14 protein-coding genes and 1 tRNA gene are annotated in these 17,301 nt (G+C 62.7%); 6 read left to right on the forward strand and 9 right to left on the reverse strand.

Annotated features, from left to right (window positions below):
* Positions 1–68: 68 nt before the first annotated feature.
* A complete protein-coding gene (locus tag V8P86_RS05960; RefSeq protein WP_336326338.1) occupies positions 69–1,757 on the forward strand; it encodes a YcaO-like family protein in 1,689 nt (562 codons plus the stop codon).
* Here the strand turns inward: V8P86_RS05960 and V8P86_RS05965 are convergent.
* The gene (locus tag V8P86_RS05965) at positions 1,754–2,905 is read right to left on the reverse strand and encodes a DUF63 family protein (protein ID WP_336326339.1); all 1,152 of its coding nucleotides are present in this window, start codon (positions 2,903–2,905) and stop codon (positions 1,754–1,756) included. The genes V8P86_RS05960 and V8P86_RS05965 overlap by 4 nt on opposite strands.
* 72 nt (positions 2,906–2,977) lie before the next feature.
* Entirely contained in the window at positions 2,978–3,808 is an 831-nt protein-coding gene (locus V8P86_RS05970) for an inositol monophosphatase family protein (protein ID WP_336326340.1), read from the reverse strand.
* A 326-nt stretch (positions 3,809–4,134) separates the two neighbouring features.
* Here V8P86_RS05970 and V8P86_RS05975 point away from each other — a divergent pair, with 326 nt between their 5' ends.
* Positions 4,135–5,697 (forward strand): globin-coupled sensor protein, encoded by a 1,563-nt coding sequence (locus V8P86_RS05975; protein WP_336326341.1) that lies wholly within the window; start codon positions 4,135–4,137, stop codon positions 5,695–5,697.
* Between the two features lie 23 nt (positions 5,698–5,720).
* Here the strand turns inward: V8P86_RS05975 and V8P86_RS05980 are convergent, their stop codons facing one another.
* Positions 5,721–5,891, reverse strand: coding sequence for a hypothetical protein (locus V8P86_RS05980; protein WP_336326342.1), 171 nt, complete (start codon positions 5,889–5,891; stop codon positions 5,721–5,723).
* A gap of 254 nt (positions 5,892–6,145) precedes the next feature.
* Between V8P86_RS05980 and V8P86_RS05985 the strand changes: the two genes are divergently transcribed.
* The 3 genes from V8P86_RS05985 (at position 6,146) to V8P86_RS05995 (ending at position 9,055) form a co-directional block, all read left to right on the forward strand.
* The gene (locus tag V8P86_RS05985; RefSeq protein WP_336326343.1) at positions 6,146–7,132 is read left to right on the forward strand and encodes a metal ABC transporter substrate-binding protein; all 987 of its coding nucleotides are present in this window, start codon (positions 6,146–6,148) and stop codon (positions 7,130–7,132) included.
* Between the two features lie 94 nt (positions 7,133–7,226).
* Positions 7,227–7,970, forward strand: coding sequence for a metal ABC transporter ATP-binding protein (locus tag V8P86_RS05990; RefSeq protein ID WP_336326344.1), 744 nt, complete (start codon positions 7,227–7,229; stop codon positions 7,968–7,970).
* Entirely contained in the window at positions 7,967–9,055 is a 1,089-nt protein-coding gene (locus V8P86_RS05995; protein WP_336326345.1) for a metal ABC transporter permease, read from the forward strand. Before V8P86_RS05990 ends, V8P86_RS05995 begins: the two co-directional genes overlap by 4 nt.
* Before the next feature lie 177 nt (positions 9,056–9,232).
* On the opposite strand, the gene V8P86_RS06000 is transcribed toward V8P86_RS05995, so the two are convergent.
* The 6 genes from V8P86_RS06000 to V8P86_RS06025 form a co-directional block, all read right to left on the reverse strand.
* Positions 9,233–9,316, reverse strand: a tRNA-Leu gene (locus V8P86_RS06000).
* 57 nt (positions 9,317–9,373) lie between these two features.
* On the reverse strand, positions 9,374–11,872 hold the full coding sequence (locus tag V8P86_RS06005) for a PAS domain-containing protein (RefSeq protein WP_336326346.1): 2,499 nt from the start codon (positions 11,870–11,872) through the stop codon (positions 9,374–9,376).
* A 75-nt stretch (positions 11,873–11,947) separates the two neighbouring features.
* Positions 11,948–13,555, reverse strand: coding sequence for a hypothetical protein (locus tag V8P86_RS06010; protein WP_336326347.1), 1,608 nt, complete (start codon positions 13,553–13,555; stop codon positions 11,948–11,950).
* Between the two features lie 27 nt (positions 13,556–13,582).
* The gene (locus V8P86_RS06015; protein ID WP_336326348.1) at positions 13,583–14,128 is read right to left on the reverse strand and encodes a DUF2062 domain-containing protein; all 546 of its coding nucleotides are present in this window, start codon (positions 14,126–14,128) and stop codon (positions 13,583–13,585) included.
* A 43-nt stretch (positions 14,129–14,171) separates the two neighbouring features.
* Positions 14,172–15,188, reverse strand: coding sequence for a zinc ribbon domain-containing protein (locus V8P86_RS06020; protein ID WP_336326349.1), 1,017 nt, complete (start codon positions 15,186–15,188; stop codon positions 14,172–14,174).
* Positions 15,189–15,366: 178 nt separating this feature from the next.
* The gene (locus V8P86_RS06025) at positions 15,367–16,101 is read right to left on the reverse strand and encodes a helix-turn-helix domain-containing protein (protein ID WP_336326350.1); all 735 of its coding nucleotides are present in this window, start codon (positions 16,099–16,101) and stop codon (positions 15,367–15,369) included.
* 88 nt (positions 16,102–16,189) lie between these two features.
* Here V8P86_RS06025 and V8P86_RS06030 point away from each other — a divergent pair, with 88 nt between their 5' ends.
* Entirely contained in the window at positions 16,190–17,299 is a 1,110-nt protein-coding gene (locus V8P86_RS06030; RefSeq protein ID WP_336326351.1) for an MBL fold metallo-hydrolase, read from the forward strand.
* Positions 17,300–17,301 lie beyond the last annotated feature (2 nt).

The following is a 17,301-nucleotide window of genomic DNA, read 5'->3' on the forward strand; positions in this document are numbered from 1 at the left end:
TCTCACCCCGGCTGGGTTGGGCGGATAGTCGACGGCGCCTTTTTTAGGCCACTTGCCGTCTTGCCTGTATGACAGTCGGGATCATCGGCTCCGGGCCGGCAGTCGTCGCCGTACAGGCCGCGCTCGTCGACGCCGAGACCGAACAGATCGACGTAGAGGAACTCGACGCGATGGATCTCGCCGTCGTCATCGGGACGGCCGGCGCACCGGTCTTCGCGGCGGCCAACGAGCGAGCACTGGAGACGGAGACACCGTGGATTGCGGTCGAACTCGGGGGTCTCGGCGGCATCGCGGTCACCGACGCCGCCGTTTCCTGTTTCGGCCCCGAGTCGGCCTGTTACGAGTGTCTCAGCGGTCGGGTGACGGCAAATCTGGACCGACAACCCGACTCGCGCGCGCCCGCAGACCGAACGGCCCGATTCGCTGGCGCGGTCGCCGGTCAGGAGGCCGCCCGCTATCTCGCCGGCGAGGAGATTTTCGGCCGTGTGATCACGCTGCCGTACGAACAGCGCCGCCTGCTCCCGCTGCCGAACTGCGTCTGCGATCCACGTGAGCAGGGAAGTCTCGGACGCTCCACAGCACAGCGGGAAGTCGAAGACTCGCTGGCGCGGGCAGAGCAAGGACTCGACGACCTGATCGGTATCGTACAGGAAGTCGGCGAAATCGAGTCGTTTCCTGTGCCGTACTATCTCGCACAGAGCTGTGATACCGCGGGATTCAGCGACGCGAGCGCCGCCCGAGAATCCGCCGGCGTCGACCCCGAATGGAATGCGGCCTTTATGAAAGCGCTGGGTGAGGGACTCGAACGGTACTGTGCCGGAATCTACCGGACGGCAGATCTGGAACGCGGCGCTCCCGAAGCAATCGAGGAGGCCGTCGCGCCGAGTGCGTTCGTCTGCGAGGACGACCCCGATCCCTCGACACCCATCGAGTGGGTCCGCGGTGAGGAACTGACAAGCGGTGGGGAGCGACTGCTGCCGGCGGAGTTCGTCTACCATCCGCCACCGGAACACCGGTACCACTCGCCGGTAACGACGGGCCTCGGACTCGGCAACGCCGCCGTGGAGGCGCTTTTGTCGGGGCTGTACGAGGTGATCGAGCGGGACGCGATGATGCTGTCGTGGTACAGCAGTTTCGAGCCGCTGGGGCTGGCCATCGACGGCGGCGATTACGAGACGATGATCAAACGCGCCGACTCGGAGGGCTACTCGGTCCAGACGCTGCTGCTCACACAGGATGTCGACGTGCCGGTCGTCGCCGCCGCGGTGACCGGCGACGAGTGGCCGAAACTCGCCTTCGGAACCGCGGCCGATCTGGACGTTCGCGCCGCCGCCGAGTCCGCGCTCGCAGAAGCGCTGCAGAACTGGACGGAACTTCGAGGAATGGGCTCCGACGAGGCTGCCGACGCGATGGGTGCCATCGGTCAGTACGCGAGCGATCCCGGCCCGGCGAGAGACTTTGTCGATCCGGAGACGACCGTCCCGGCAGAGTCGGTCGGCCCGGAGTCAGTTCCGTCAGGCGAGGGGGAACTCGACGCTGTGCTGGAGCGGCTCACCGACGCTGGCCTCGACGCCTACGCGACACGGCTGACGACCCGAGATGCCGAGGCGTTGGGCTTCGAGGCCGTCCGGGCGGTCGTCCCGGCGGCACAGCCGCTCACCTTCGGAGAACCCTATTTCGGCGAGCGAGCGAGAACCGTCCCCGAAGCACTCGGCTTCGAGGCACGACTGGACCGCGACCACCAGCCGTTCCCTTAGATACCGAAGGCGACCCGGACCATGTCCCGCGTTCCGGGGCCGAGTCCGACTGCGATGATCGCACCGAGCAGCATGATCGCAAAGCGGGGACTCTCGTCGAAGAACTGTTCGTCGAAGACTGCGAGGATCAACACCGGAACAGCCAGTTTGACCAGGAAGAACGGCCAGGCAGTGCCGACGTACAAGCCCGCAATCTCGGGGCCGCCCTGGATGGCGCTGGTCGCGTCCATGATGAACTGATTGAACGGGTGTTTCGCGCCGTAATCACCGAGATTCCAGACCTGCGTCCAGTCGTTTGCCAGCACGTTCGCGATGCCGTCGATGGCGTGGCCCCAGATGACGACCAGACCCATGAGACCGGTGCCGGCGTTGATCTCGGGCCGGAAGCGGTCGACGCCGAAGTAGGTGACAACTGCCGACGCTGTGGCGATACCAAGGACGACGACGAGAATACTCGGGTGCAGCGTCATCCACTCGTTGGTGAGAGAGAGATAGCTGAGATAGGCGAAAGAGCCGGCGAGACAGCCGGTTCCGGCGACAGCGAGGGGATAGTAGAACGTCTCCGTGAGGTCGGCGCTGGCGAGATACTTGCTGATCAGCAGTGACGCGAGCGCGATGAAGAAGACGGTGAAGTAGATGAACGGGCTGATGAGCAGTGCGCTAGCCGGGAATTCGATAGCTGGGGTTTCGCCGGCGGTCTGTGCGGCGACGAACGAATCCTCGACGACTCGGAACACGCCGCCAAAGAGCATGAACGGGATCAGCGCGTAGAGGAACCGGTCGTACGGCGAGAGGTCGAACCGATCCAGTACGAGATAGACCCCCCCGAGCATGAAGACGAGAATGAGGATGTAGCTGATCGTCGAAACGACGGTGTAGCCGGGTTCGGCGACGAAAGCATTCTGTGCGGCCGCACAGCTCTCTGCGCTGGCTCGCGAGACGATTTCGCCGCTGTCACGCTGGTAGACGAGACAGGCTGCCCCTTCTGAGTCGGCCGCGACCGGGCCCCAGAAGTACCGCCAGAGAAAGCCGTAGTAAATACGCTCAGTGAAGACGACCGCCGCGCCGGCAACCGTGAGTACGCCGACGACCAGCGAGGTGAGCCAGGCCACCTCCGGACTGATTCCATACCGGTCCAGCAGTTCCATACCTGACAGGCGGAGGCCAACCCAATTGAGGATTCCGGTCTCCTGTGAGGAAGGCACACAGGCGCTCGGCGATCACTCCAAATCCAAGAGAGCGGCCCGAGCGGCGTCGAGGACGGCGTCGTGACGCGTGTCGTTCGAGACGATCAGATTCTCGTCTCCGTCGGTAAACCGGTCGCCGGACAGCGTCGTCGCGCGGCCGCCCGCTCGCCGAACGAGATGAACGCCGGCCAGCGAGTCCCAGGCGTTCGGCGGGTCGGGCATGATCGCTCCGTCCATCCCACCGGCGGCGACCAGCGCGAGCAGCCCCTGAATACAGCCGAATCGGCGGCTGTCTCCGAAGCGTTCGCTGACTTCGCGGACGATGGCGGTCGGTGTGGTGGGATCGCTGGTCGACCAGCGCCCGGTCGTCCCGATGGCGAACTCGGCGAGGTCGTCGCGCTCGCTGACGGCCATGGGCTCGTCGTTACGGGAGACACTCTCCGGGCCGGCGGTGTAGATGTCGTTGGTCGCCGGCATCGCGCTCGCCCCCGCCACCGGTTCGCCGTCGACGACGGCGGCGACGCTGGTCGCCCAGAAACCGATCTCCCGGACGAAATTCGCCGTGCCGTCGATGGGGTCGATGACCCACGCCGGTCCGCTGCCGGGGACGGACTCGGCGACTTCGATCCCCTCGGCCCCGACCGGAGGGGCGTCTTCCTCACAGACGACCGTCGCCGTCGGGAACTCCTGGGCAATTGTCGCTACCACCTGTTGCTGGGCCTCGCGGTCGGCATTCGAGACGACATCGGTCGGACTCTCCTTGGCCTCGATGGTGAGGTCGCCCCGGAACGCTTCCTCGGCGACGACGCCGCCGGCGCGTGCGGCCCGCTCGGCGACCGCCGCGCGATGAGTCGCTTCGCTCATATGAAGGGACACCAGCGCACAACTGATAGCCTCGTCGGTTCCGGTGACTTCGATGCTCGGAACTGGTGTGCCCCGGACAGTGGTCGGTGGGCGGGGAACTCGTTTTGGCCCGGATAACGACCCGGGAAACCGCGCAGGCTGTGCTAACAACCGTACGAATATGTAGAATTTTTGCGCCCGGTACGAAGGATTGTAGACCTATCGAGTAAAAAGAATAGTTCTATATCTTTGGGCAGATTTTTCTTCATTAATATTTCTTTTGAACATGTTTGGACATCAGAGAACACTAGTATGTACTTTATAATACAGTAACAGTCTACGGGACTATGGATTCAGGGGAGTACGGCATCGCTGATTTCGGACAGGGCGGGCTCAACGATCAACTCGACGCAGAGAGACTGCTCGACGACATCGGTCTCGATCGCGGAGAGATACAGTGGCGAAAGGAGTTCGTCGACTTCGACCAGACAGATACGCAGCGTCTGGAGCGCTATCAAGATGTGTTTGCCGCCCACGCCGAGGAGGTGGCAGACGACTTCTACGACAACCTGACCGAGTACGAGGAGACTGTCGAAGTGATCGGGCGCTCGTCGAAAGCCGTCGAGCAACTCAAGCGTACGCAATCGGCGTATCTGGTCACGCTAGCGCAGGGAGAGTACGGCCGCGAGTACTTCCGCAACCGTGCTCGCATCGGCAAGATTCACGACCTGCTGGAGATGCCGATGAAACAGTACCTCGGCCAGTATGGGGTCTACTACGATCTGATCCTCCCGCTTGTCGGCGACAAACTGACCGAGTCGCTCACCGAGCGCGTCACTGGCGCTGTGACTGACGGCGGTACTGACACCGCTGGTCAATCGGGTGGCGCGAGCGGCCTCACGTCCGGTACTGTCGAGGCGGCAATCGAGGAGGAAGTCGACGAGGCGATCGAGGATCTGCTCTCGATTCTCCGTATCATCAACCTCGACATGCAGGTCGTGACCGACACGTACATCCACTCCTACAGCCAGGAGCTGCAGAAAGAACTCGACCGCCAGGAAGAGGTCGCTACCGAGGTCGAGAAGGCTGTCGCAGAGACAGAAAAGACGACCGAGGAGACCGCGGAAGCGGCCGAACACATCAGTGGCCTGGCTCAGTCACAGGCCGAGTCAATGCAGGATGTCTCTGCCGAGGTGGCGGATATGTCCGCGACGGTCGAGGAGATTGCCTCGACGGCCGAAGAGGTCGCAGCGACCAGTGACAGGGCCGAACAACTGGCAACCGAAGGGCGCGAAGCGGCTGACGAGGCCATCGAGGTAATGGAGGCGGTCAACGCCTCCTCGGAAGAGGTCGCTAGGGATGTCGATCAGCTTCAGGAGCGCGTCGAACAGATCGACGACATCGTCGAGGTGATCGACGACATCGCCGAGCAGACGAACATGCTCGCGCTCAACGCCTCGATCGAGGCCGCCCGTGCAGGTGAGGCTGGCGACGGGTTCGCCGTCGTCGCAGACGAAGTGAAGCAACTGGCCGAGAAGTCCCAGCAACACGCCAGCGAAATCGAGCAGATGGTCGACGATATCAAAACGGACACCGACGAGACGGTCAAAAATCTCGAGACGACTACCGAAGAGATCGACCGCGGCGTCGACCAGGTCAGAGAAACGGTCGCGTCACTCAAAGAGATCGCAAGCGCCGTCGAAGAAACCTCACAGGGGATCCGGGAGGTGTCCGAAGCGACGGACGATCAAGCGGCTTCCAGCGAAGAGGTCGCCGGTATGGTCGACGAACTGGTCGAACAGGCAGAACAGGCTGCCGCAGAGATCGAGGACGTGGCCGACGCGAACGAAAAACAGGCCACGAAAGTCCGGGAGATCAGCGAGAGTGTACAGCGGCTAGCTGGCGAATGAAAACAGCGCAGTAATCAGTGACCTTACTCCTGGAGACGGTGGCTCAGCACTACCTCTTCGAGTTCGGCAGTTCGGCCGCCGTCGGTTGCAATATTTTCTGGCTCTTCGACCATCGGGACCATCGGGGCTCCCGTGTTCTCGGCATCTGTGAAGTGCTCGTACATGGTTCGATCCGGTCCTTCATGGTTCATCATGAAGGTCCTACTCCAACGAATGGAGTTGGTGGTAATAAATGTAATGATCTTTCGTCCAGTTTGTGAGGGTGTATCACCGATATCGGCGAACGAACGTTTCGAAGCGGCCGGTGATGGGGTCTTCAGGGCCGAACCGAGCGGTGTGAGTTCGGGTGCCAGTCTGTTACTAGAACGGCGGGCATATCTACGCGGAGTTATTAAGATTGGCCCATAATATAATAACACTTTTTAGTTACGCGGACAGAAAGAGAGATATGAACCCAACCCGTCGGCAGTTCCTCAGCGCAGGTGCGGCGACAGCGGTACTCGGGACGGCCGGTTGTCTGGACGTGATCGGCCTCGGTGACGAGGAGGTCGATGCGGACGGCTACGCCGCATTTTTTCCGCTGTGGGACTTCGCCGAACACGTCGGCGGCGAGGCGATGTCTTTCACCGAACCGGTCGGGACCGGACGGATGGGCCACGGCTGGAGTCCCGACGCGACCCTCGTGCCGAAAGTCGCCTCCACGGAGGTGTTCGTCTATCTGGACACTCCGGAGTTCTCGTGGGCACAGGATATCGCTCGGACACTCGAACGCGACCACCCCGACGTAGCGGTCATCGATCTCTTCGAGGTGGGGGAGGCGGCAGGTGATCAAGAAGGAGACGAACACGACGGACAGGGCAAGGACGAAGGCAGCCACGTCGATCACGATCCACACGTCTGGCTCGATCCGCTGCGAGCGGAAGAGATGGTCCGAACGCTCGGCGAGGAACTGGGCGAGGTCGATCCGGATAACGAATCGACCTTCGCGGATAACGCCGACGCCTACACCGCGGAGATTCACTCTGTGGACGAGCAACTCACAGCTATCGTCGAGGAAGCGACACTCGATACCGCCGTCCTCGTCGGCCACAACTCCTTTTCGTATCTGTCGAATCGATACGATTTCACGCTCGAAACGCCAGTCGGGATCAGCCCGAACGCCTCGGCCTCGCAGGAGGACATTGGCAATCTGCTGGACGTGATCGACCAGCAGGGTATCGACACCGTGCTGTACGATCCCTTCGAGAGCGGTGCCAGCGGGGAGTACCCCCAACTCGTCCAGACGGTCTTCGAGAACTCCGAGGTGAGCGAGGCTGAACCACTCACACCCCTCTCGGGGACGACCGACCAGTGGGCGGACAACGACTGGGGCTGGACCGAACAGATGACCGAGATCAACATCCCCTCGCTCGAAGCAGCACTGAATCCCGCGTGATGGGGCGACAGCCGCGCAGCGTCTTATTAACACCAATGTGTCCGATAATAACATTTTTCAGTACAGATCGTCAGGTACGGATAGGTGATGGTCAGTGAGTACAGTCATCGACGCTGAGAACGTGACCTTCTCGTACGGCGAGACAGTCGCCGTCGAGAACGTCTCGCTGACCATCGAGGACGGCTCCTTTCTTGGATTGATCGGGCCGAACGGCTCGGGGAAAACGACGCTTTTGCACCTGCTGATCGGGTTGAAAGAGCCCGACAGCGGGTCGGTCGAGTTGTTCGGCGAACCGATGGCGGAGTTCGACGACGGCGAGCGGATCGGCTACGTTTCCCAGCGCGCCACCGACCGCTCCGGATCGATGCCGGTCTCGGTTCGGGAGGCCGTGCTGATGGGGCGATATCCCCACGCAGGACTCCGCCGGATCGACAGCGAGGACCGCGAGATTGCGGCGCGTGCGCTCCAGCGGGTCGGTATCGCCGACCTCGCAGACCGACCGATCGGCAATCTCTCCGGCGGCCAGCGCCAGCGAGCCTTCATCGCGCGAGCGCTCGCCTCGGAGGCGGATCTACTCGCACTGGACGAACCGACCGTTGGCGTCGATGCCGAGTCCCGAACCGAGTTCTACAACATGCTCGACGAGTTGAACGACGAGGGAATCACGATCATCCTGATCGAACACGACGTGGATATCCTGACCGAACACGTCGATTCCGTCGCCTGTCTCAACCGGGAACTGTACCACCACGGCGATACCGTCTCCTTTCTCGAAAGCGACGCCATCGCCGAAGCCTACGGAACGACCGGCAAGGTCATCGCGCACGACCACCCATGAGTGTCGAGACTGCCGAGAAAGAAGACTCTGCGCCCACGGCCCGAGAGTCGGGACTTCGGCAGACGCTCGAACGTGCTGTGCTGGCGCTTTTGGGGCTGTTCGCGTTCGTCATGCTCGGATTTGTGCTGGCGGATTGGCTCCGGGAGTTCGGTGGACCGCTGGGCGCGGCCGGAACCGCGCTGTTCGAGCGTTACGTCGCCGCCGGCGGCGTTCTCGATACGCTGCTCGGCACGCGCGTCTTCGAGTTCCCCGGCACGATCCGTGCCGTTGCGACGGGCGTGCTCGTCGGCATCGTCGGCCCGCTGGTCGGGGCCTTTCTTGTCCACCGCCAGATGGCGCTGATCGGCGAGACGCTCGCGCACACCGCCTTCGCCGGCGTCGCTATCGGCGTGGTCGTCACCGGACTGACTGGTCTCGCGGGCACGCGCGATCAACTCATCTTCATCGCCTTCTTCGTCAGCGCAATCGCCGCGCTCGGTCTCCAGCAGTTGACCGAACGGACTGAATCGTACGGTGACGTGCCGATTGCCATCGTCCTGACGGGGAGTTTCGCGCTCGGGACGCTGCTGATCTCCGCGTTCAGAGACCAGATTGCGATCGGCATCCAGATCGAGGATTTCCTCTTTGGCCAACTGGCGATCGTGACCGTCGAAGGCACGAGGATGGTCGCCGTACTGACGGTGGCGGTCGTCGCGCTGGTCGTACTCAACTACAAGCAGTTTTTCTACATCACCTTCGACGAGCAGGCCGCCCGCGTCGCCCGGATCAACGTCCGCGGGTACAACTCGCTGCTGATCGTGATGACCGCGCTGGTCGTCGTCGGCGCGATGCAGATTCTCGGCGTGATTCTCGTCGCCGGACTGCTCGTGATCCCCGCCGCCACGGCCTCGCAGGTCGCCCGGAGTTTCCGCGAGACGCTGGTGCTGTCGGTTATTTTCGGACAGTTCGCGGTCCTCTTTGGCATCTTCATCGCCCTCGTTGCCGGACTCCCAGCCGGCGGGTCGATCATCCTCGTCGCCATCGCCGTCTATGGACTGGCAATCATTCTGTCTGATCGCTCGCCCGGCCATCTCTCGATGCACTGACTGTCGGCACTCCCGAGAACTGAGTATCCCCGGCATCTCGCCGGGGGAGAAGTTTTGCGAGGGAAGATCGCTCCTGCTCACGGGACACCGTGTGTCCCGTTCGCGTCGAGGCCTCCCAGTCGGTCGGCCTCCCAGATCTTCCCGCACTGTTTGCGAGGGACCGCGTAGGTCCAACAGTGCGAGGGATGCGATTTGAACGCATGGACCCCTACGGGAGCGGATCTTGAGTCCGCCGCCGTTTCCAGGCTTGGCTACCCTCGCACAGTTGGGTGGTGGGATCCTGCTACCCTGTATTTTGCGATTGTGGATCGCCGCCAGTCAGTCGGCTTTCGGGAGGGCCACGTGGAAGACTGCCCCCTCGGGGTCGTTATCAGACACCCAGACCTCGCCGCCGAACTGGTCGATGAACGTATGAACCAGATACAGGCCGAGCCCAGTCCCGGAGCTTTCCATCCCGCGTTCGCCCTTGCCGAAGATGGACTCTTTCTGCGCATCGGGAATGCCGGGGCCGTTGTCGGCGACGCGAACGACCACGTCGTCGGTGCGCTCGGTCGCCGTCACGGTCACTTCGGGAGTGGGTTTGTCGTTGTGCTGGGCAGCATTCGAGAGGAGATTCCGGAAGACAGAGGAGAGCATCTCGTTGCCGATCACACGGACATCCGGGAGCGAGCCATCGACGATGAATTCGGCGTCGGTATAGCCGGATCTGGCGTCTTCGATTTCAGCGTCGAGACACCGCGAAAGAGTGATTTTGCCAGCCTCTGTGGTGTCCTCGTCGAGCATCGCCTCCATCAGTTCCCTGACCGTCCTCGTGAGTTCGACGGCGTGGTGAGTGTGTTCGACGACAGTGTCGAGATACTCCTCACCCTCGCCCTCGACGTACTCCGCGAGCAGGTCGGCATAGCTCAGGACGACCGTCATGTCGTTGCGGATGTCGTGGCGAACGACGCGGTTGAGCACTTCGAGTTGTTCGTTTTGGCGTTCGAGTGTCCGGCGGTTCGATTCCCGTTCGGTCACGTCGTGAATGATCGAAAACAGAACTCGCTTGCCGCCCGCGTGGATCGGCGAAGAGTCGACTTCGACCTGCCGAATCTCTCCGTCCGCGAGTGCGTGCGGGAAGATGAAGCGGTTTTCCTCCTGTGTGTCGGCCTCTTCTCGACGGCGGGCAATCTCCTCGTTCGAGATCTGATTGATCTCCTGGATCGACAGCGAGGTCAGCGCCGATTCGTCGTAGCCGTAGAACTCCGCCGCCGCTTCGTTGGCGTGCTCGATGTCGCCGCTGTCGGGATCGATGAGCAGCATCGGCGCGCTGTGGTCCTCGAAGAGCCGACGGAACCGTTTCTCTCTGCGTTCGAGTTGCTTCTGTGCCTCACGGCGGTCCGTCACGTCCTGGATGATCCCGTCGTAGTAGGTCCCGTCGTCAGTTTCGTGTTTGATTGCAGAAACAGAGGCCCAGAGTTCTGATCCATCGAGCGTTTCGAGGCGGAGTTCTTTGTCGACGACGCGACCCGCCTGATCGAGTGTCTGGCTGAACTGCTCGCGCTGCTGTGGATCTGGATAGAGTTCGGCGACCGGTAGTCCGATCAGATCGTCTTTCGAGTCAGCGTCGAATAACTCGACCATCGCCGGATTGACTTCCTCGAAGGTCCCCGTTTGACCCGGTTCGTTTCGGTAGACACCGACGGGGACGTTCTCGATGAGTTGGCGATACCGCTGCAGTTCCGCCTCGCGGCGTTTCCGGTCGGTGACATCCTGCTGGACGGCGACGAATTTGACGACTTCGCCGTCCTCGACGATGGGTGCAATCGTCTGCTCGGCGTAGTAACGCTTGCCGTCGGCCCGTTCGTTCTGGACCTCCTCGATCCATGTGTCGCCGGCGAGCAACGAGTCCCACAGTTCGGCGTAGTACTCGTCGCCTCTCGCCCCGCTTTTGAGGATCGATGGGTCCCGCCCCAGTGCCTCGCTTTCGGAATAGCCGGTGATCTCTTCGAACGCCGAGTTGACGTATTCGATAGTGCCGTCGATATCGGTGATGTAGACCCCGTGAGCGGTCTGTTCGACTGCCTGTTCGAGCGTTCGGAGTCTCCGCTGACGCTCTTTGCGGTCGCTGATATCGCGAGCGACGCTGAGCACCGCTGGCTGGCCGCAGTAGCTGACCCGACTGGCGTTGATTTCGACCGGAATCGCCTCGCCGTCGGCGGTAATCTGGACCGTCTCGAAGACCAGCGTCTCTTGCTCGTCGATGCGCTGGAGCCGGTCGTCGACCTGTGCCGCGTGTTCTGGCGGCGCAACGTCTGAGACTCCCATCGAGAGCAGTTCCTCGCGAGTGTACCCGAGCCGATCCAGCGCCTCACGGTTCACGTCGACGAACTCGCCGTCGAAGTCGACCACCATGACGGCGTCGTTCATCCCTTCGAGAAGGTCGCGTAGCTCTCGTTCGGAGCGGGCTGTCGTCTCGTAGGCCGGTGTTGCCCCGGGATGTTCCCGAACGGTGACCAGCGCTCGCCCGTCTGGGTCACGGAGCCGCCGCATCGAGCAGCGAAGATCGACGACGGTTCCATCGGGGCGCTCGATCTGCCAGTCGAACGTGACCGGTTGGTTCTGTGATCGCTCGATGAGCGTCGCAAGCGGCGTCCGCGGACACCAGCCGTCCGGCGTCAGCGCCTCGACAGATTCGTCGGCCAGCGCCTCCGACGACCGACCGCAGAGATTCGCACACTGCTGGTTCGTCCGGCAGACGCTGCCCGCTTCGGTATCGAGTATCGCCACCCCGTCCGGACAGATTTCGAACAGCTCATCGGGGTCGCGCTGCAACATACCCCACCCGTCGCTCCGTGGACGAAAAATTGTATCGCCTGTTTTTATTCTGCTGAGGGACCGCGACCGCCCCGGTCAGTGCTTGGGTTCCGTCGACTCCGCACCGGTGGTCTCTTCGGTATCCGTCGATTCGGCGGCCGCGTCCTGGTCAGACTCGGTGAACTGCTCGTCGGCTGTGTTGACCTGAAGTTCGTCAGATTCTAGCGTGAGTTCGTGATGCGTATCGATCTCCGCCAGTTCCGCTGCCGACGGCAGGCTCTCCTCGGCCGGGTCGGTGCCATCGCCCGAGGCGGGCTCTGTCGACTCCACGGGGCCGGTCTCTTCGGCTGCCGTCTCGGGGTCGTCGGTCGTCGGTTCGGCGTGGCGCATTCGCAACACGGCGTCGGCCATCGTCTCCAGTCGTGGGGCAATATCGTCGACGCGGCTGGGGGCGAACTCCTCGGCCAGTTCGTGAGTGCGTTCGAGATGTTTCTGTGCATCCAGACACAGTTCCAGCGCGGCTTTCGAGTCGCCGTCGGCCTGTTTGTCGGCCCCCTCGTTCCAGCACGCGTCGGCGAGGGCACTGTGGCAATCGATCAACGCTTTCGCTGCGCGTTCGAGTTCCGGGCGAACCTTCTCCGGGTCGCCGGCGAAGTTGCGCTCGTCTGTTCCCCACTCCAGCGTGAGGACGTGGCCGTAGCGCTGGAAGGCCCGCTCCCAGTGATCGACCGCTTCCGCTGGGCCGTCGGCTGACTCGGCGGCGATTTTCGCCTCGTGGGCCTGTCTGATCGGCTCGGCCGCGACAGTTTCGATCTTCCAGCCGAGACTCTGGCTGTCCTCGGCCAGATCCCGCTGCGTGCCGAACTGGAAGGCGTCGGCACGCTCGACGGCGTCGCGGAGTTCCGTCGCTCGCTCGTGATCGGCCTGTGCCTGCTGGAGCACTTTCCGACCCTGTTCGTAATCGCCGTTTTCGATGAGCTGCCGGCCGAGTTCGAGTTGGTCTCGGCCACGCTCGATGAACAGCCGGGTGTGGGCGGTTTCGAGCGTCCGTTCGATCTCGGTCAGTTCCGGTGCGAGGGCCGTCTCGGGTACGACCTCGGTACAGAACACGTCGTTCAGGAGTTCGTCGAGGGTCTCGCGTGTCTCACGGTAGGTGTCGAGTCCCTCTTCCCACTCCAGCGCGTCGGCGTGCGTCCGTATCGCGCCGGCGACGAGTTCGACGTCGTTAGCCAGACTCCGGATTCGGCCGCGGATATCACCGATCCAGCGAAGATGCGTAGCGATAGCCGACGGTGCGGGCGACGGGCCTCGCCACTCCAGCCCGACGCCGTCCATCGTCGTCAGCGAGAGCACGGGCTCGCCGACCGAAATCGACGCAATCTCGTCGTAACAGAGCGTAACTGCGCCGGACTGTTGGCTGTCCGGTATCGTAAACAGAATCCGACGGTCCGTGACAGCCGTGAGCACCACCCGATCGACGACCGTCTGGTCTCCTCCCTCGGCGCGAACCACCCCATCCCGGCTTCGAAAGCTACCGAGAAGCGACTCGGTATCAGCAATGATATCGTCGAAGTGCGCGGCTGCAGAGCCGTCGCTCGCGGAGGATAAATCGTCCTCTGTATCCGGGTTATTGGGTGGCGTGCTAATAATCGATCCCGTGGTGTAGTTCTCACAGAAGATAATAAAATGCTCGGGTCGTGACAACGGGACGGAGAGAGCGGCGACGGCCAGTCAGTCGGCAGAATCGTCCTGCGGGGGCGACTGATCGGCGTCGAGTTGCGTTTCGAGTTCGTCGACCATCTCTTCGACAGTCTCTTCGAGTACTGGCAGCGAGTTGCGCTGATAGGCGACGACGAGACGGTAGACGATCAGATACGCGAGGACAGTCGCGAGAACGGCGAGGATCGTATTCCCGACGAGCAGTCGGACGACGATTTCGCTGCCGTCGCCAAAGGAGGGCGTGTCGCCGATTGCGAAGCCATCGACGGGGCCGAGGAGGACAAAGCCGAGCGCGAAACTGCCCGCGTAGACGCCCCACTTCACGGCGGGGTTGAACACGATCACCGACGAGAACAGGGCAACGCTGTTGATCCACTCGAACAGGCGAACGAGCAGGACGAACAGGAGTAATCCGACGCCGAGTGTCGGCAGCATCGTGATGAACGTGCCGAGCGCGAAACTCAGCGCGACCTGTCTGGGCGTGGAGTCGTGTGTGAACGACTCGTAGAGGGCGGCTCGAACCCGGTCGACGTATCCCCGCAAGCGGGATCGTCCCATTCATCGTGAGTTCTCGCGGGCGGGCAAGTAGTTGTCGGCGGTGCTACCGGGGAGCGCTGTCGTGGCCGCCGTACCGGAGCGTGAGATACAGCCGAGCGGCGGCGACCTGAACGGCACCGACAGCGATAGCGAGGCTGGCCGCGTACGAGACCGAGGCCGAGACCACGAGCGCCGGGTAGTTGGTGAGATCGAGCTGTTCGGCAGCTTCGGTCGGTGACGTGCCGGCATCGGTGGGGAGATCGGCCCCGGCGGCGAGTGCAACTCCGGTCGTGACAATCGAGAGCACGATCACGAGGACGACCACCGACAGCGTGGCGAGAAAGAGCAGTCCGAAGGTCTTGAGACTGATCCCACTCGTGAGGTCCCAGCTCGTCGAAAAGCTGTCGAAGACCCCCTCTCCGTCGAGCACGCAGGCGGGAAACGCCAGAAGCAGCCGGCTCCCGACGAACAGCCCCGGAACGAGCAGGAAAGTCAGTCCAATCCCGAACGGGATGACGAACAACACCCAAACTCCGACCAGCGGCAGGAACACGCCGAGAACCCGCTGGGTCTGTGTGCCGACCGACGACGGCTCTCCGTCGCGGTCGTGTTCGGTCGCGACGTAGATCATGCCGGCGACGAACAGCCCGAACAGGGCGGCGACGAGGACGGCGAAAGACAGCCCGGCCGGCGCGAAAAAGTAAAGCAGGAAAAACCCCAGCCAGGCGACGAAGAGACCGGCGAGCAACAGCGGCTGGCCGAAGATCCCTCTCATCGAGGAGCCGAACAGATCGATCGTACCCGGGACTGGCGAGGAACGGCTCCCGTTGGTCCCGACCCCCGGCGGATCCTCGTATCCTTCGGGCGGTGGATCCCCCTCGAATCCACCGGCATCGAGGGATTGATCGGTCGAGTGGTCGGCTGCTCCGCCGGCCGGGTCCTGCGGACCGGGGTCGGGTTGCTCGCGCTGGTTGCGCTTGCCGCGCTCGCGACGGGAGACATCGCCGACCGGCTCGCCACAGTAGCTACAGTACCGCTGTTCGTCGGTGACTTCCTCACCACAGTTCGTACAGTATGGCACGGATACAAGAGAGTATCAGTGCTGGAAAAATAAGCGTCGGGGGGACGCCGCCGGTGTTGAGTTACGTGATCGCGGTTTGAAGAACCAGAAAGCCCCGAGGGTCTCGACTCGGGGGGCTTTCTGGTTGTGTCGAGCCAAGACACGACCAGATTCCCCCAAAGTAAACACTACTACGCCCTCAGTCTGCGCTCTGCTCTGAGACGCCAGGCTGGTCTGGCTGAAGCGGGTTCGGCGACGACGTGGCGGTCACGAGCCGCAGGAACTGCCCCGCGTTCGTCAGGAGTTTGTTCTCGGCCTTCCGGAGATGTTCTTCGTACGTCGATTTCGCCACAGAAGTCCGACCAGCGATCTCACGAAGCGACGAGTCCCGCGGTTGCTCGTAGTAGCCGTTTTCAAGGGCCAACTGGAGGGCGGCCAGTTGCCGATCGGTGAGACCGTCGAACAGTTGATCGACCGGCGTCAGCATGCTGTGGGGGATCTGTTGGTCCGTGATCGCGGTTTTCGAGAGGAGTTCGATATCGCGGTCGGCGCGCAGGTCGGCGAGCAGCGCCCGAACGTCGCTCTCGTCGAAGGCGATGACTGTGTAGTGCTCCCAGCCCTGCCGGTAGATCGTCGGCGACTGGTACAGGCAGTTGTGCTCCTCGAACCGGTCGATGATCGAGTCGTCGAGCGAGCAGAGACACGACTGCGTGACGACGTGGTAGCCGGAGTCGTCGACTGACTCGTGTAACACCGTCCCGAGTCGGTCGATATCGTCGAGCAGTTGATCTGTCGGTGTCTCCTCCGACGTGATCTCCAGCACCTGACAGTCACTCAGTGGCCACTCGCGAATCGTGAGATCGGGGTGTCGTTCGGAAATCTCCCGGTACGGACACTCGTGTTTCACCCGCAACGACGCCTCGTGTAGACCCATACGCCCGATACGGGAGTTACGCAATTAACAGTGCCGGTCATGTCCGGCACCATCCATATTCGCATACTGCTCGTATCGATATATACTGATGCACGAAATCGCTCCCGACAGACTGAGCGAGCGCTTAGAGACCAACAGCGACGAGATTGTCGTGCTGGACATACGCCACCGTGAGGAGTACGAGGACTGGCACATCCTGGACAGCACGAACGTCGATGTCTACGACCAGTTGGTGAACGATCCGGACGCGGCCAAAACGGATCTCGCTGACCTCCCGGACAAAGAGATCGTGACCGTCTGTACCGAAGGCGTGGTGTCACAGACCGCGACGGAGGTGCTTCGAGAGATGGGTTACGACGCGACGACGCTGACAGACGGGATGGGCGGGTGGAGTCGCGTCCACCGCCACGCGCCCGTCTCGGTCGATATCGATGGCCGCCTCCTGCAGGTCGCCCGACCCGGGAAGGGCTGTCTCTCACACGTCCTGATTTCCGACGGAGAAGCGGCGGTGTTCGACGCCTCGCACTATCTCGACGAGTACGAGGCGATCATCGACGACCACGACGCCGATCTCGTCGCCGTCTTCGATACGCACGCCCACGCCGACCACGTCTCCGGCGGGAGAGAACTTGCGACTCGACACGACGTGCCCTACTATCTCCACCCCGACGACGCCCTCAACGTCGAGGTCACGCCGCTGGAAGACGGGCAGACCATCTCCATCGGAGACATCGATATCGAAGTGATCCACACGCCGGGCCACAGCGAGGGGAGTGTCTCCTTCGACATCGAGGGGCGGGCGCTTCTCACCGGTGATACGCTCTTTCACGACAGCGTCGGTCGGGTCGAACTCGGCGTCGAGGCCGGCATCGAAGAGTCCGATGTCGAGACCAATGCCGCCACCCTCTACGAGAGTCTCCAGCGCCTGTTAGAGCGGCCGGACGACGCCGTCGTCCTCCCGGCCCACGACCCCGGATCGCCGGATCCGCCGGTGACCGCGACGCTGGGCGACCTGCGAGCGCGCAACGCCGACCTCCGGCGCGACCGCGAGGAGTTCATCGAAACCCTCGCGTCGGACATCCCGGACCACCCGCCGAACTTCGAGCGCGTCAAGCGGGTGAACGTCGGGGAGGAGTCGGTCGCCGAAGACGAACTGGGCGACCTCGAACTGGGGCCGAACAACTGCGCCGCAGAGTAACC

Source organism: Halovenus anhuiensis (assembly GCF_037080055.1).
Taxonomy (GTDB): Archaea; Halobacteriota; Halobacteria; order Halobacteriales; family Haloarculaceae; genus Halovenus.

What these genes read in the sequence shown, in the direction of transcription:
- V8P86_RS05970 (WP_336326340.1), bottom strand. Translation starts at nt 3,808, where the DNA reads ATGAGCGAAGCGACTCATCGCGCGGCGGTCGCCGAGCGGGCCGCACGC.
- V8P86_RS06030 (WP_336326351.1), top strand. Translation starts at nt 16,190, where the DNA reads ATGCACGAAATCGCTCCCGACAGACTGAGCGAGCGCTTAGAGACCAAC.
- V8P86_RS06015 (WP_336326348.1), bottom strand. Translation starts at nt 14,128, where the DNA reads ATGGGACGATCCCGCTTGCGGGGATACGTCGACCGGGTTCGAGCCGCC.
- V8P86_RS05985 (WP_336326343.1), top strand. Translation starts at nt 6,146, where the DNA reads ATGAACCCAACCCGTCGGCAGTTCCTCAGCGCAGGTGCGGCGACAGCG.
- V8P86_RS05960 (WP_336326338.1), top strand. Translation starts at nt 69, where the DNA reads ATGACAGTCGGGATCATCGGCTCCGGGCCGGCAGTCGTCGCCGTACAG.
- V8P86_RS05995 (WP_336326345.1), top strand. Translation starts at nt 7,967, where the DNA reads ATGAGTGTCGAGACTGCCGAGAAAGAAGACTCTGCGCCCACGGCCCGA.
- V8P86_RS06025 (WP_336326350.1), bottom strand. Translation starts at nt 16,101, where the DNA reads ATGGGTCTACACGAGGCGTCGTTGCGGGTGAAACACGAGTGTCCGTAC.
- V8P86_RS05975 (WP_336326341.1), top strand. Translation starts at nt 4,135, where the DNA reads ATGGATTCAGGGGAGTACGGCATCGCTGATTTCGGACAGGGCGGGCTC.
- V8P86_RS06005 (WP_336326346.1), bottom strand. Translation starts at nt 11,872, where the DNA reads ATGTTGCAGCGCGACCCCGATGAGCTGTTCGAAATCTGTCCGGACGGG.
- V8P86_RS05980 (WP_336326342.1), bottom strand. Translation starts at nt 5,891, where the DNA reads ATGATGAACCATGAAGGACCGGATCGAACCATGTACGAGCACTTCACA.
- V8P86_RS05965 (WP_336326339.1), bottom strand. Translation starts at nt 2,905, where the DNA reads ATGGAACTGCTGGACCGGTATGGAATCAGTCCGGAGGTGGCCTGGCTC.